The organism is Polymorphobacter sp., from assembly GCF_048007885.1.
GTDB lineage: Bacteria > Pseudomonadota > Alphaproteobacteria > Sphingomonadales > Sphingomonadaceae > Sandarakinorhabdus.
Genome location: NZ_CP180346.1, coordinates 512051 through 526902, shown reverse-complemented (window position 1 = coordinate 526902; position 14852 = coordinate 512051). Strand labels below are relative to the sequence as shown.

The 14852-nt window shown below is 66.0% G+C and carries 14 protein-coding genes; 5 read left to right on the top strand and 9 right to left on the bottom strand.

What is annotated here, in order from left to right; genetic code table 11:
* Positions 1-98 precede the first annotated feature (98 nt).
* Positions 99-1904: an ABC-F family ATP-binding cassette domain-containing protein gene (locus ACMVO5_RS02625; protein WP_416908532.1), complete on the top strand. Its 1806-nt coding sequence runs from the start codon at positions 99-101 to the stop codon at positions 1902-1904.
* A 172-nt stretch (positions 1905-2076) separates the two neighbouring features.
* Here the strand turns inward: ACMVO5_RS02625 and ACMVO5_RS02620 are convergent, their stop codons facing one another.
* The gene (locus ACMVO5_RS02620; RefSeq protein ID WP_416908531.1) at positions 2077-3396 is read right to left on the bottom strand and encodes a polyhydroxyalkanoate depolymerase; all 1320 of its coding nucleotides are present in this window, start codon (positions 3394-3396) and stop codon (positions 2077-2079) included.
* Between the two features lie 146 nt (positions 3397-3542).
* Here ACMVO5_RS02620 and ACMVO5_RS02615 point away from each other — a divergent pair, with 146 nt between their 5' ends.
* Positions 3543-5330 carry an ABC transporter transmembrane domain-containing protein gene (locus ACMVO5_RS02615; protein WP_416908530.1) on the top strand — a complete coding sequence of 596 codons (1788 nt, stop codon included), beginning with the start codon at positions 3543-3545 and terminating at the stop codon, positions 5328-5330.
* 166 nt (positions 5331-5496) lie between these two features.
* Here the strand turns inward: ACMVO5_RS02615 and ACMVO5_RS02610 are convergent, their stop codons facing one another.
* The 5 genes from ACMVO5_RS02610 to ACMVO5_RS02590 form a co-directional block, all read right to left on the bottom strand.
* Positions 5497-6264, bottom strand: a complete 768-nt coding sequence (locus tag ACMVO5_RS02610) for an SDR family NAD(P)-dependent oxidoreductase (RefSeq protein WP_416908529.1) — start codon at positions 6262-6264, stop codon at positions 5497-5499.
* 126 nt (positions 6265-6390) lie between these two features.
* The gene (locus ACMVO5_RS02605; RefSeq protein ID WP_416909282.1) at positions 6391-6804 is read right to left on the bottom strand and encodes an ExbD/TolR family protein; all 414 of its coding nucleotides are present in this window, start codon (positions 6802-6804) and stop codon (positions 6391-6393) included.
* Between the two features lie 81 nt (positions 6805-6885).
* Positions 6886-7362, bottom strand: coding sequence for an ExbD/TolR family protein (locus ACMVO5_RS02600; RefSeq protein ID WP_416908528.1), 477 nt, complete (start codon positions 7360-7362; stop codon positions 6886-6888).
* Positions 7363-7385: 23 nt separating this feature from the next.
* Positions 7386-8099 (bottom strand): MotA/TolQ/ExbB proton channel family protein, encoded by a 714-nt coding sequence (locus tag ACMVO5_RS02595; protein WP_416908527.1) that lies wholly within the window; start codon positions 8097-8099, stop codon positions 7386-7388.
* An 81-nt stretch (positions 8100-8180) separates the two neighbouring features.
* Positions 8181-8822 (bottom strand): energy transducer TonB, encoded by a 642-nt coding sequence (locus tag ACMVO5_RS02590; protein ID WP_416908526.1) that lies wholly within the window; start codon positions 8820-8822, stop codon positions 8181-8183.
* Between the two features lie 212 nt (positions 8823-9034).
* Here ACMVO5_RS02590 and ACMVO5_RS02585 point away from each other — a divergent pair, with 212 nt between their 5' ends.
* Positions 9035-9874 carry a hypothetical protein gene (locus ACMVO5_RS02585; RefSeq protein ID WP_416908525.1) on the top strand — a complete coding sequence of 280 codons (840 nt, stop codon included), beginning with the start codon at positions 9035-9037 and terminating at the stop codon, positions 9872-9874.
* On the opposite strand, the gene ACMVO5_RS02580 is transcribed toward ACMVO5_RS02585, so the two are convergent.
* Positions 9871-10311: a dihydroneopterin aldolase gene (locus ACMVO5_RS02580; RefSeq protein ID WP_416908524.1), complete on the bottom strand. Its 441-nt coding sequence runs from the start codon at positions 10309-10311 to the stop codon at positions 9871-9873. The two genes, ACMVO5_RS02585 and ACMVO5_RS02580, sit on opposite strands and share 4 nt — an antisense overlap.
* Complete coding sequence (locus tag ACMVO5_RS02575) at positions 10308-11093, bottom strand: SDR family NAD(P)-dependent oxidoreductase (RefSeq protein WP_416908523.1); 786 nt, start codon at positions 11091-11093, stop codon at positions 10308-10310. The genes ACMVO5_RS02580 and ACMVO5_RS02575 overlap by 4 nt, the downstream gene beginning before the upstream one ends.
* Before the next feature lie 92 nt (positions 11094-11185).
* Between ACMVO5_RS02575 and uvrC the strand changes: the two genes are divergently transcribed.
* Complete coding sequence (gene uvrC, locus ACMVO5_RS02570) at positions 11186-13096, top strand: excinuclease ABC subunit UvrC (RefSeq protein ID WP_416908522.1); 1911 nt, start codon at positions 11186-11188, stop codon at positions 13094-13096.
* A 214-nt stretch (positions 13097-13310) separates the two neighbouring features.
* Positions 13311-14369 (top strand): class I SAM-dependent methyltransferase, encoded by a 1059-nt coding sequence (locus tag ACMVO5_RS02565; RefSeq protein WP_416908521.1) that lies wholly within the window; start codon positions 13311-13313, stop codon positions 14367-14369.
* 95 nt (positions 14370-14464) lie between these two features.
* Here ACMVO5_RS02565 and ACMVO5_RS02560 read toward each other — a convergent pair whose 3' ends face one another.
* A complete protein-coding gene (locus ACMVO5_RS02560; protein ID WP_416908520.1) occupies positions 14465-14839 on the bottom strand; it encodes a cupin domain-containing protein in 375 nt (124 codons plus the stop codon).
* Positions 14840-14852: the final 13 nt, after the last annotated feature.

Sequence of the window (14852 nt, the reverse complement as noted above, 5' to 3'; positions counted from 1 at the left end):
TCACACGCTCGCCATTGCGCCCGAGGCACTGAATAATCACTGAACGCGCAAGCGACAAGCACTTGCGAGCGGGCCCGCAAACCGCCACTTGAGCGCCCATGCCCACACCCGTCCTCACCCTTGAAAACGCCGGCCTCCGTCAAGGCGGGGACTGGCTGTTCCGCGGCCTTGATCTCACCCTCGATGCGCGCGACGCGCTCGCCCTCATCGGCCGCAACGGCGCTGGCAAGACCACGCTGATGAAGCTCATCGCCGGCGAAATCGATCTCGACGAAGGCCGCCGCGCGCTGTCGCCCAGCCTCACCATCATCCGCCTCGAACAGGAGCCGGCGATGACCGGCTTCACCACGCTCGGCGATTTCGCCCGTGCAGGCGACGCCGCACCTGCCGATCACAAGCTTGAGGCCATCGCCTCGCGCCTCGGCGTCAATCTCGACACTGAGGCCACCACCGCATCGGGCGGGGAGCGTCGCCGCGCCGGCCTTGTGCGCGCGCTCGCCGCCGAGCCCGGCCTGCTCCTCCTCGACGAGCCGACCAACCATCTCGACATCGCCGCCATCGAATGGCTGGAAAGCTGGATCGAGCGCTACCGCGGCGCCTTCATGGCCATCAGCCATGACCGCGCCTTCCTCACCCGCCTGACCAGAAACTGCCTCTGGCTCGATCGCGGCCAGCTGCGCCGCGCCGAGGTCGGCTTCGGCGGCTTCGAAGCCTGGTCGCAGCAGGTCGCCGCCGAAGACGCCCGCACCGCCGCCCGCCTCGATGCCCGCCTCAAACAGGAAGAGCACTGGCTGCTGCGCGGCGTCACCGCGCGCCGCAGCCGCAACGAAGGCCGCCTCGCCAAGCTCATCGAGCTGCGCGCCGAGCGTCAGGCCATGACCAGCGGCGAAAGCGTCGCCCGCCTCGCCACCACCGCAGATGACACCAAGACCAAGGTGCTCATCGACGCCCAGAACATCGCCAAGAGCTTCGCCGGCCGCCCCCTCCTCGCCGATTTCTCGCTGCGCGTCCGCCACCGCGACCGGATCGGCATCATCGGCCCCAATGGCGCGGGCAAATCCACCCTCATCAAGCTGCTGCTCGGCCAGATCGAGCCCGATTCCGGCCAGATCAAGCGCGCCAAGGTGCTCAACCCCACCATCATCGACCAGCGCCGCCAGCGCCTTGATTCTGAAAACGGCACCCCGCGCACCGTCCGCGACGTGCTCGCCGATGGCGGCGAATGGCTCGAAGTGAACGGCGTGCGCAAGCATGTCGCCGGCTATCTCAAGGACTTCCTGTTCGATCCCGCCGTCCTCGATGCCCCCGTTGACAGCTTTTCGGGGGGCGAACGCTCGCGCCTGCTCCTCGCGCGCGAATTCGCCACCCCCTCCAATCTCCTCGTCCTCGACGAACCCACCAACGATCTCGACATGGAGACCCTCGACCTGCTTGAAGAAGTGCTCGCCGATTACGCCGGCACCGTGCTCCTCGTCAGCCACGACCGCGCCTTCCTCGACCGTGTCGTCACCATGACTGTCGCGCTCGACGGCGAGGGACACGCCGAAACCATCGTCGGCGGCTGGTCAGACTGGGCCGAAGCGCGCAAGGCCCGCGCCGCCCAAGCCCGCGAAGCCCGCAAGCCCACAGCCAAAAACCCCAACACGCCCGCCACCCCCAAGCGCCCGGCCGCCAAGCTCAGCTACAACGAAGCCCGCCAGCTCGCCGAACTGCCAAAGACCATCGAAACCCTCACCGCCGCCATCGCCCGCCACGAAGCCACGCTGTCAGACCCCAGCCTCTACACAAAGGACCCCAAACGCTTCGCCGCCGTCACCGCCGAACTCGAAAAAGTCCGCCACGATCTCGACAACGCCGAAACCCGCTGGCTCGAACTCGCCGAAAAGGAAGCCGCGCTGGGCTAAACGCCTCCCCCGCCTCCCCCGCCTTTCCCCGTCACCCCCGCGCAGGCGGGGGCCCATCTCCCGCCCTGCCAACCAGCACCCAAACCGCAAGGCAAAAGGGCCTCCGGCGGCTGGGGCCTAAGGCCCCAGACCCCATCAGAGTCTTGGAAACGCGTCTGAAAGCTGCCCGACCTCAGGCCAGCTCGACCCCCGGCACCACGACCGGCTCCAGATGCTCGGGCAGGTCGATATGTGCGGGCAGCGGCGTCAGCTGATGCGGGTCATGCGTGCGGATGAACCGCTCCACCACCGGCGCGATGCTGTCACGCCAGCGCCGGCCGTTGAAGATGCCGTAATGGCCAGCCCCCTCGGCCAGATGATAATGCTTCATCTCGTCCGGCAGCCGGCTCGCCAGCGTCAGCGCCGCCCGCGTCTGGCCAATCCCTGAAATATCGTCCCGCTCGCCCTCGATCGCCAGCAGCGCGGTGCGGTCGATATCGGCCGGGTCCACCAGCTCGCCGCGATGCCAGAACTGCCCCGTCGCCAGCGCCTGCCGCTGAAACACATAGTCGATCGTCTGCAGATAAAATTCCGCCGTCATGTCGCAGACCGAGCGATACTCATCATAAAAGGCCTTGGTCCCGTCGGCGCTCTCGTCGTCACCCTCGATCAGGTGCTTGAACATTTCCCAGTGCGATTTCATGTGGTTGGCAAGGTTCATGCTCATGAAACCCGCCAGCTGCAAAAACCCCGGATAAACCCGTCGCCCCGCCCCCGCATAGCCCGGCGGCACGGTCGCAATCACATTCTGCTCAAACCAGGCAAAGGGCCGCTCGGTCGCCAGATCGTCCACCGAGGTCGGCGCCTCGCGCGTATCAATCGGCCCGCCCATCATCGTCAACGTGCATGGCACGGCGGCATGGTCATGCCGGCTCATGTGCGCCACAGCGGCAAAACACGGCACCGCCGGCTGGCACACCGCCAGCATATGCGCCCCCGGCCCGATATGGTCGAGAAACTCGATCACATAATCGACATAGTCATTGAGGTCGAACCGCCCGTCCGACACCGGCACCGAGCGCGCATCGCGCCAGTCGGTGACAAAGACCTCATGGTCGGGCAGCATCCGCTCCACCGTGCCGCGCAGCAGCGTCGCATAATGGCCGCTCATCGGCGCCACGATCAACAGCTTCGGGTCGTTGCGCCCGGCCATCACCGGCGTCGACCGGTCGCGCACGAAATGCTTCAATTGCCCAAAGGGCTTCCGGAGCACAATCTCCTCGCGCACCGCGACGCCGTGGCCCTCCACCAGCGTCAGGTCCAGCCCGAAGTCCGGCTTGCCGCGCGGGGCGGCCGCATGGGCAAAAACCTCAAGCCCCCGCGCCAGCACCGGGCTCGCCAATCCATAAGACATGGGATTTGCCGGGCTCAACAACCATTGGGAACCCGTCTGCGCCATCGACCCGATTCCGGCCAGCCAGGCGCGTTGCCATTCATAGGCAGTGTAGAGCATTCGTCACGTCCAACAGCGCCGGAGCAGCATCCGGCTCGCCCGTCTTCTGCCACAAACCGCCCCCCCTCGAAAGCGGTTTTCGCACTCGCAGCATGACACGCAAACCGCCACATTGAGGCAAGGCCCCGCGCCTGCTATCAGCGCGCATGACCAAATCAGACTTGGCCCCGCCGGCGCCGCGCAAACTCTCCCGCCTCCGCCTCATCTGGCGCTTCGTGCGGGCCTATCCCGGCCATCTCGCCGGCGCGCTCATCGCGCTCGCCGTCGCCGCCGCCGCCACCCTGTCCATCCCCCAGGGCCTCAAGGCCATCGTCGACAAGGGCTTCGCCCAAGGCTCCGATCCCGCCACCATCGCGCCCTTCTTCTATGGCATGCTCGCCATCGTCAGCGTGCTCGGCATCGCCACCGCCTTCCGCTTCTATTTCGTCAGCTGGATCGGGGAGCGTGTCGTCGCCGACATGCGCCGCGCCGTCCACAGTCATCTGCTCAGCCTCGATCCCGCCTTTTTCGAAGAAAACCGCCCCGCCGAAATCTCCTCGCGCCTCACCGCAGACACCGCCGTCATCGAGCAGGTCGTCGCCACCTCCGCCAGCCTCGCGCTGCGCAACGCCGTCACCGGGCTGGGCGGCCTCGTCTACATGGCCGTCCAAAGCCCCAAGCTCACCGGTCTGATGCTGCTCGTCATTCCGCTCACCATCCTGCCCATCGTCTCGGTCGGCCGGCGCGTGCGAAACATGTCCAAGGCCAGCCAGGACCGGATCGCCGATCTCGGCACCATGGTCTCCGAAGTGCTCGGCGCCATCCGCATCGTCCAAGCCTTCACGCAGGAAGGCCGCGAAAGCAGCCGCTTCGGCGCCGCGGTCGAAAGCGCCTTCCAGACCGCGCGCCGCCGCATCCTGCTGCGCTCGGGCCTCACCGCGCTGGTCATCTTCCTCATCTTCGGCGCCATCACGCTGGTGCTCTGGCAAGGCGCGCTCGATGTTATCGAAGGCAGGCTCTCCAGCGGCACCATCACCGCCTTCATCTTCGCCGCCATCATCGTCGCCGCCGCCTTCGGCACCCTCACCGAAGTCTATGGTGATTTCATGCGCGCCGCCGGCGCCTCGGCGCGGATGGAAGAGCTGCTCGCCGCGCGCCCCAGCATCGCCGCGCCCGCCAACCCCACGCCCCTGCCCCGCCCGGCCAATGGCGCGCTCACCTTCGACCGCGTCACCTTCCACTATGCGTCGCGCCCCGACACCCCCGCGCTCAAGGACTTCAGCCTCGATATCGCCAGCGGCGAGACCGTCGCCGTCGTCGGCCCCTCGGGTGCCGGCAAATCCACCCTGTTTCAGCTCGTCCAGCGCTTCTACGATCCCGCCCAGGGCGAAATCCGCATGGACGGCGTGCCGCTCACCGCCGCCGACCCCGAAGACATCCGCAGCCGCATCGCCGTCGTGCCGCAAGACACCGTCATCTTCGCCGCCAGCGCGCTCGAAAACATCCGCTACGGCCGGCCCGACGCCAGCGAAGCCGACGTCTGGGCCGCCGCCGAAGCCGCCCATGCCGACATCTTCCTCAAGGACATGCCACAGGGCCTCGACACCTATCTCGGCGAAGCCGGCGTCCGCCTCTCCGGCGGCCAGCGCCAGCGCATCGCCATCGCCCGCGCCATCCTGCGCGATGCCCCCATCCTGCTCCTCGATGAAGCCACCAGCGCGCTCGACAGCGAATCCGAGCGCCTCGTCCAGCATGCGCTCGAAGGGCTGATGAAGAACCGCACCACCCTCGTCATCGCTCACCGTCTCGCCACCGTGCGCAGCGCCGGCCGCATCATCGTCATGGACAAGGGCCAGATCAAAGCCGAAGGCACCCACGACCAGCTCATCGCCGCCGGCGGCCTCTACGCCAAACTCGCCCGCCTCCAGTTCGACGACACCGCAGCGGCGGCGTAAGGCGAGGGCCTCCGGCGGGCAGGGGGCGGCGCCCCCTGCACCCCGACCGTGTAGTCCGTGCCAACCTTTGCAAGCGCGGCGCCTCGGGTGTGAAATCCTGGCGCCACATAACATATGGGGTGCAGGGGGGCGCCGCCCCCTGCCCGCCGGAGGCAATCCCAGGCCCCTATTGCGCCGTAAAGCCCCCATCCACCACCAGCTCCGAGCCGGTCATGAAGCTCGATTCGTCCGAGGCGAGGAACACCACCGCGTCAGCAATCTCGCGCGGCACCCCGAAGCGCCCCAGCGGGTGCGCAGCGATCAGCTGGTCGCGCATTTCATTGCCGTTTTCGGCGGCGTGCAGCGCATTGGCCACCATTGGCGTCTCGATGAAGCCCGGGTGCACAGAGTTCACCCGGATCCCCAGTGGCGCCCATTCGAGCGCGGCTGACTTGGTCAGCAGCGCCACCCCGCCCTTTGACGCGCAATAGGCCGCCGTCCCTGCCATCCCGACCTTGCCGAGGATCGAGGACAGGTTGATCACCGAGCCGCCGCCCGCCTCGGCAATCGCCGGCCCGGCATGGCGCATGCCCAGAAAGACGCCGTCAAGATTGACCGAAAGCACCGCCCGCCAGTCGGCAAGGCTATGGGTCATCAGGTCCAGAAAGGCGCTGGCCACCCCGGCATTGTTGACCAAACAATGGAGCGCGCCAAATTCCGCCTGTGTTGCTGCCACCGTCTCGGCCCAGCCCTCCTCGCTGGTCACATCATGCAGCCGGAACGCCGCCTGCCCGCCATCATCGACAATCGCCTGCGCCAGCGCCGCCCCGGCCGGGTCGCGGTCGCTCAGCATCACCGCCGCTCCCTCGCGCGCCATCGCCCGCGCCGTCGCTGCGCCCAGTCCCGAGGCCGCGCCCGTCACCAGCGCCACCTTGCCCGCCAATCGTCCGCCCATAGCCAGCCCTCCCCTTGCACACAGGAAGGATACCGCGAGCGCCCCCGCGCCGCGCCTGATGGAAAGAGCAGGCACGAAAAAGGGGCGACCAAACGGCCGCCCCTCATCAATTCAGCATGTCTGGCGTTACTGAGCGTAAGCTTCGTTGCCGACAAAGCCCATCTTGGTGATGCCGGCCTGCTGAGCTTCCGCCATCACCTGGTCAACGATCTCATATTTGGCCAGCGCCTCGGGCCGCAGCCGCAGTTCCGGCTCGGTCGGCAGCGCGGCCGCCTGGCGCATGTAGCTGCGGAGCTGAACCATATCGACCGCCTGCTTGTTCCAGTAGATGTTCGACAGAAAGTCGATATCAACCTGGTTGAACACCGGATCGACGTTCGAGGGCTCATTGTTCGGCGGCGGCAGATCGAGCTTCACAGCATGGGTCTGCACCGGGATGGTGATGATGAACATGATGAGCAGCACCAGCATCACGTCAATCAGCGGCGTGGTGTTCATATCCACCATCGCGCCGTCGCCGCTGCCCTCACCCACTGACATTGACATGACTAAATCTCCTTGAAACGTCTCAACCGTGCCTGGGCGGCCGGCGCAGGGCCCAATGGCCCTGCGCCGCCAGCCTCAGCGCGTCGGCACATAGCCAGCTGGCGGCTCCGACACGAACGCGATCTTCAGGAAGCCGGCGCGCTGCATGGTGAAGATCACCCCGCCCACACACCGATACTCCATGTCACGGTCGCCCCGAATATGAACCTCCGGCAGGGTGATCTGGCCACCAAGGGCTTCCTGCCGGGCGATTTCCTCCCGAAGCGCTGCCACACCGCGGTCCAGAAGTTCCTGCCGCGTCGGCACCAGCGTCTGCCCCCAATAGGTGTCGCAGTTCGCGTCCACCGAAAGGTTGACATTCTCCGGCTTGGTCGTCGTCGGAATGTTCATCACCTTGGGCAGCGTCAGGGGAACAACCTGGATCGCAACCGGCACGGTGATGAGGAAGATGATGAGGAGAACCAACATGACGTCGACGAGCGGCGTCGTGTTGATTTCCGTCATCGGGAAGTCTTCGGCATCAGACGAAGGATCACCGACACTCATGGACATAAGCTTGTCCCCTCAGCTCTTGGTTACTTGGCGGCGGGCTTCGGAGCAGCCGGAGCCGAAGGCGCCACGCGCGCACCGGAGACCAGCGCACCATGCACGTCCGACATGAAGTTGTTGAGCTTTTCGGCAACGGTCTTGTTGCGCTTGATCAGCCAGTTGTAACCAAGCACCGCCGGCACGGCCACAGCCAGACCAAGGGCGGTCATGATCAGCGCTTCACCCACCGGGCCGGCGACCTTGTCGATCGAGGCCTGGCCAGCAAGGCCGATGTTGATGAGCGCGCGGTAGATGCCGACCACGGTGCCGAACAGGCCGATGAACGGCGAGGTCGAACCGACCGAAGCGAGGAACGACAGGCCGTTCTGCAGCTTGCCCGAGATGCCCGCGTTCGAGCGGTTGAGCGCCATCGTCACCCACTCATGCTGGTCGATCTTGTCGGTCAGGCGACCTTCATGGTGATCGGCAGCGCGCAGACCATCGTCAACGATCTGGCGGAACGGCGAATTCTTGTCGAGCTTCGAAGCGCCGGTCTTGAGGTCGGGCGCGGTCCAGAACTTCTTCTCCAGCTCGCCAGCCTCGCTCAGCACCTTCCGCTGGTCGATGTACTTGGTGATGATGATGAACCAGCTCGCCAGCGACATGAAGACGAGGATGCCGAACACGGACTGGGCGATGATGCCCCCCTGCTCCAGCGCGGCCTGAAGGCCATACGGGTTTTCAACAGCGACTGTTTCCATTTCAAATTCCCTCAAAAAATTGTTGTTAGCTCAGCGTCGAAATCGTTTCGGCCACCCCCGAAGGCGAAGCCATGTTCACCCCTAGTTGCGCAACTGCCACCTGACCGGCTGTGTTTTCGTTTCCGTGACAGGTTCGCCATTCCGCGTCGCCGGGTTGAACCGGAAGCGGCGCTCGATGACCTTGCAGGTGGCCTCGTCGAGACGCGGAAAGCCGCTCGACTGGATGACTTCACAGGCTGACACACGCCCGTCCGTGCCGATGGTGTAACGAACGCGCGCCACACCTTCTTCTTCCGCACGACGCGAAGCCGACGGATAATCATCCTCCGAAAAGGCGTTGCCACGACCGCGCGGGGTCGCCGGCGTCGGCGCGATCGCCGGGGGCGCCGGCGGCGCGGGCGGCGCCACAACTGGCGGTGCAATCTGCTGCACCCTCTGCTGCGTCGAGATCGTCGGCGGCGGCGGCGCGTCCGACTGGATCGTCACCTCCGGCGGCGGCACGAACGGCGGAATCTCCACCTCCTGCGGCGGCGGGGGCGGCGGCTCCTCCGGCGGCGGCGCCTCGTCCTCGACGTTCACTGATTCCAATGGCTCGATGATCGACTTGACCGCTTTGAGCGCCAAGCCCGTCACGAACGCATATCCCAATCCGACGTGCAGAAGCGCGACCAACCCGAAGGCGATCATCCGGTTCTTGCTCATCCCCTCGTCAGCATAAGCCATAATCGGTGCTGAACTCCCTGACCGTGAAAAAACCTCGAATGCCGGAAAGCAGCGCTTCCCTACGCCCCCCCCCGGCATTCCCTGACCCCGTCTTAACCGCATCCCCGCCGGCGCCGCAACCGCTTTATCGAGCCAAAATTGTTACAACGCCGATACAAAACCGCCAATCGGCTTCGCTTGCCCCTCCCCGCCCTAGCCCTTAAACCAGTGCCATGACCTCCACCCCCGCTCGCTCTGTCCTTATAACGCTGCTGCTCGGCGGTCTGGCGCTCCCGGGCCGCCCCGCCGCCGCCCAGCCCGCCAGCGCCGCCCTGCCTCTCCAAACTGCCAGTGCGCCGTCCGCTGCCCTCGCCTATGTCCCGCTGGTCGATCTCTCGCTCGCCGCCCCCGTCATCGTCCGCGCCACCATCACCCGCACCCGTCGAATCGGGGGCGAGGCCGCCGCCGGCCTTGCCCCGGGCCAGACCCGCCTGCTCGTCGAAGCCCAGGTCGAAGCCGCCCTGATCGCGCCTGACACCATCCCGCAAAAGCTCAGCTGGCTTCAGGATGTCCCCAATGAAGCGCGCGACAGCCTCAAGGGCCAGCGCCTGCTCGCCTGGCTCAGCACCCCCAATGCCCGTGGTCAGGCCGCGCTCATCGCCGGCAATGCCGCCCAGCCCTGGTCCGCCCCGCTCGAAGCCCGGGTCCGCGCCGTCGCCACCGAGATCCAGACCGGCAATGTCCCCATCGTCACCGGGGTCAGCAACGGCTTCCGCGTCCCCGGCACCGTCGCCGGCGAGGCCGAAAGCCAGTTCTTCCTCGAAACCGCCGACGACCGGCCGCTCACCCTCATCGTCCTCGATCGCCCCGGCCAGTCCCGCAGCATCAGCGTCGCCAGCAGCGATATCATCGACGAATCAGCCACTTCGGTGAAGCCCGAAACCCTGCTCTGGTATCGCCTCGCCTGCGCCCTGCCGGCCCGCCTGCCCGATGATGCCGGCGGCCGCGACACCGCGCTGGCCAACACCTGGACCAGCATCATCGCCAGCCTCGGGCCCTGCATCCGCCCCTAGAAGCTGGACAGCACCACGCCCGCTGACACGCAGTCGGCATAGACATCGGGCTTGCGCGTCGTCACCCGCAGCCCCGTCACCCCGGCCCGCGCCGCGGTCAGCGCATAAATCTCATGCGCCAGCGTCTCCTGCAGCCGGAAGCGCCGGCCCGTCGTCAGCGCCGTCAGCGCCTCGTGCAGCCAATGATAGTCCCAGGCATGCGCCACCACGTCATCGCCGGGGAAATGCGCCCCATCCAGCCACACCTCGATATCGATGATCACCCGCTGCGGCACCCCGATCTCGGCCTCGTGAAAGCCGATGTCGACCATCAGCTCCAGCCCCTCGATCATCACCTTGCGCACCACCGGCCGCAGCGCATCAGGCACCAGCCCCACCAGCCGCGGCGATGTCACCAGCGGGTCCGGTGCGGTCACATTCGAAGCCGCGTTGGTCATGCTTTCACCATGAAGGATACATCCCGTTGCAAGCCCATCAGCCGCTGCCCGCCATCGAGCACGATCGTCTGCGCATTGTAGGTCGGCGTGGCGATGATGAAGCGCAGCGCCGCCACAATCTCCTCCACCGCGACACCGCGTCGCAGCGGATTCAGCCCGTGCACCGCCTCGAAATCCTCGCGGCTGTGCGGCCCCCAGACCAGCGTCACCGCCGGCGCAATGCCCACCGCCCGAATCGCCGGCGCATAGCTGCGCGCCACCATCTCGGTCATCCCGTCGAGCGCGATCTTCGACAGCGTATAGGTGAAATGATCCGGGTTCAGGCTCTCCAGCTTGGCATCCAGCAGATTGACCACCAGCGCCGCCTCCTGGCCATCCTCGCCTCTTCCCGGCGCCAGCGCCCGCGCAAAAGCCTGGGTCAGCAGCGCCGGCGCGCGCAGATTCACCGCCATATGCCGGTCAAACTCGGCGCTGGTGAAATCCTCCACCCGGTCATGCACGAAGCGCGACGCGCAATTCACCAGCAGCCCCAGCGGCGCCAGCCCCTCGGCCGCCGCCACCACGCGCTGCCCCACGTCCGGCTCGGCCAGGTTCGCCGCCACCGTCTCGACCCGCGTGCCGCCGGCGCGCAGCTCGGCCGCCAGCTTGTCGGCATCATCCCGCGAGCTGTTGTAATGAATGACCAGATCCCAGCCATCCTCCGCCAGCGCCCGCACCAGCGCCTCGCCAATCCGCTTGGCGCCGCCGGTCACGATCGCCGTCTCATTCCGTTTTCCGCTCATCGCGCGGCCATACGCTGCACAGCCCCCCGCCACAACCCAAAGCACCCGCCCCGATTGCCAGTCAAACCGTCGCGCCCTACCTAATCGCCATCATGGCCACCGACCGCTTCTCCGAAGAAACCGCGACCTACACGGTCAAGGGCATCGGCACGCCCGACCTCGAAGCCGGCGTCGCCGCCATCCGCAATGTCCTGCGCACGCTCCCGGCCCGCCCCGGCGTCTACCGCATGGTCGATGCCGCCGGCAGCGTCCTCTATGTCGGCAAGGCCAAGGCGCTGAAAAACCGCGTCACCAACTACACGCAAGTCGCCCGCCTGCCCCGCCGCCTGCAGCGCATGGTCGCCCAGACCCGCGACATGGTCATCGTCACCACCAACACCGAGGCCGAGGCCCTGCTCCTCGAAGCCCAGCTCATCAAGCGCTGGCGCCCGCCCTACAATGTCCTGTTGCGCGATGACAAAAGCTTCCCCTTCATCTTCCTGCGCGAAGACCATGCGTTCCCGCGCATCTCCAAGCATCGCGGCGCCCGGTCCGGCAAGGGCGTCTTCTACGGCCCCTTTGCGTCCGCCGGCGCCGTCAACGCCACCCTCAACGCGCTGCAAAAGGTCTTCCTGCTCCGCTCCTGCACCGACAGCTTCTACGCCAATCGCTCGCGCCCCTGCCTGCTCCACCAGATCCGCCGCTGCTCCGCCCCCTGCGTCGGCCGCATCAGCGAGGCGGACTATGCCGATCTCGTCGCCGACGCCAAGGCCTTCCTCTCCGGCAAGACCATCGAAGCGCAGGCCAAGCTCGCCGAAGCCATGCAAGCGGCCGCCGCCGCACAGGATTTCGAAATCGCCGCCGTCCTGCGTGACCGGCTCAAGGCGCTCACCTTCATCCAGGGCAGCCAGTCGATCAACGCCGACACCGACCTGAAGGACGCCGACATCGTCGCCATCGCGGCTGAAAACGGCGTCATGTGCATCCAGATCTTCTTCATCCGCGGCGGCCAGAACTGGGGCCACCGCGCTTGGTTCCCCGCTCATGTGCAGGAGCGTGACGAGGCCGAAGTCCTGCAAAGCTTCCTCCCCCAGCTCTACGCCGAAATCCCCCCCGCGCGCGAAATCCTGCTCGATCGTGAGCTGCCCGAAGCCGCCCTCCTCGCCGATGCCCTTTCGGAGCGCGCCGGCCACCGCATCGCCCTCAAGGTCCCCCAGCGCGGCGCCAACCGCAAGCTCGTCGAACAGGCCAGCCGCAACGCCCGCGAAGCCCTCCAGCGCCGCGCCGCCGAAGCCACCACCCAGGGCCGCCTGCTCGCCGAACTCGCCGACCTGTTCGAGCTCGATGCCCCGCCCGCCCGCATCGAAATCTACGACAACAGCCACATCATGGGCACCAATGCCTTGGGCGCCATGGTCGTCGCCGGCCCGCAAGGTTTCCTCAAGTCCCAATATCGCAAGTTCAACATGAAAGGCCCCGAGATCACGCCCGGCGATGATTTCGCCATGATGGCCGCCATGCTCCGCCGCCGCTTCGCCCGCCTCCAGTCCGAAAACCCCGATAGCCGCGAGAACTGGCCCGATCTCCTCCTCATCGACGGCGGCAAGGGCCAGCTCTCCGCCGTCCGCGCAGCACTGGAAGAATTGGGCGTCGAAGATGTCGCCATCGTCGGCGTCGCCAAGGGGCCAGACCGCAACGCAGGCCGCGAAATCTTCCACCTGCCCTCGGGCCGCGAGCTCACGCTCCCGCCAAACAGCCCCGTCCTCTTCTACCTCCAGCGCCTGCGCGACGAAGCCCATCGCTTCGCCATCGGCGCCCACCGCGAAAAACGCGCGAAGGCCCTCACCGCCAGCCCCCTCGACGACGTCCCCGGCATCGGCCCAGCCCGCAAGAAAGCCCTCCTCCTCCACTTCGGCACCGCCCGCGCCGTGCGCGGCGCCAGCCTCGAAGACCTCGAACGCACGCCCGGCATCAACAAGGCCATGGCCCGCGCCCTGCACCAACACTTCCACCCCCCGCTCTAGCCGCCCCACCCATATATGCATTGGTTCCGCTTTCGGCCCCATTGCGGACATCGATATTCAAGCGGGGTTGCTCTCCGAAGCGCAATCAAGCCGTCTCCTGCTGTCATTGCTGCGACATGGATCATATGGTATCTCTCCAAGTGTCTGGCGCGGCGTGCGGGCAAGGCACAGTTCGCCTTGGGTCGCGCATTCTCGTGAAGAGGGAGAATGAGATATGGCTCAATTGGACGAAGCAAAACTGCAGGAGCTGGTTGGCAAGGTCGTGGGCGACGTGGCCGGGGCGATGGGCATCTACATGGCCTATCTCGGTGACCAAGCGGGTCTTTACACGCTTATCGACGCGCACGGGAGAATGACAGTCGAGGAACTGGCGGAGGCGTCCGGTATGCATACGGTCTACCTGCGCGAATGGTTGGGCGCCAACACCGCCGCGGGTTATATCTCCTACGATGCTGAGACGGAGCAGTTCTGGCTCAGCGAGGAACAGGCGCTCATCTTCACCCGCGAGGGTCAGCCCGTTTGCATGCAGGGCTTCTTCCAGGCCGTCATCGGTGCGATCGGCGATCACGAACCAGCACTCGAGACCTTCCGCAGCGGCAAGGGGCGCCCATGGGGTAATCTCTCGACCTGCTCGATCTGCGCGGTGGATCGTTTCTTCCGCCCTGGCTACGAGGCTATGCTAGTCGCCGAATGGATCCCCGCGCTCGAAGGCGTCACGGCCAAACTCGAAGCAGGCGGCAAGGTTGCCGATATCGGCTGCGGATATGGCTCATCCACCCTGTTGATGGCCAAGGCGTTCCCGAACAGCGAGTTTATCGGTATCGACATCCATGAGCCATCGGTCGAGAAGGCGCGCCAGCGGGCTGCCAAGGAGGGCCTCACAAACGTCACTTTTCACGCAGGCACCGCACAGGATTTCGACGGCGAGGGCTTTGACTTGGCATGCATCTTTGATGCGCTTCACGACATGGGCGATCCGGTCGGGGCGGCGCGCCAAATCCGCAAGGCGATCGCCGAGGACGGCACATTCATGCTGGTCGAGCCTATGGCAGGCGACAGTCTCTCCGAGAACCTGCATCCCTTCGGCCAGATATATTACGGCTTTTCGACTGTAATGTGCACGCCCAACTCGCTGAACCAAGACGTCGCCCTTGGTCTTGGAGCACAGGCAGGGCAAAAGCGGTTGACCGAGGTCCTCAACGAGGCGGGGTGGAACAATGTCCGCCGCGCCGCCGAAACGCCAACCAACATGGTGCTGGAGGTCAGGGCCTAACCGGCGACCGTTAGAATCGCGTTCCCAGAACAGAAGGTCGGGTTCCCACGCCATGCCCGGACATTCCAACGCGCAGCAACCCCTTCGACTTGCGCTCAGGTCTCGGCACCGTCGCCCGCATAATCGATCGTGAACGGCTTGTTCGTAATGAACAGCGCGACCATGTCGCCCTCCGGCGACGCCCCGTGCTGCATGGCTTCGCCTTCGGGAAACCACACGAACGACCCCGGCCCGAACTCGCCATTGTGCGTGACGAGCGTGCCCTCAAGCACATACATGCCGTGCCCGCACCCATGGCTATGGTGCGGGTTGGTCAAGCCGGCGGGATAGCGCAGCATCACGACGCTCATCCCGGTGTCCGGTTCATCGAGCAGCGGCTTGATGAAAAATGGCCGCCCGATCTGGTCCATCATCACCTCGGACCAGTCGATCTCGGAGGGCATCACCACGTCGATCCTGCCAGTAACCATTGCTTTTCCTTGA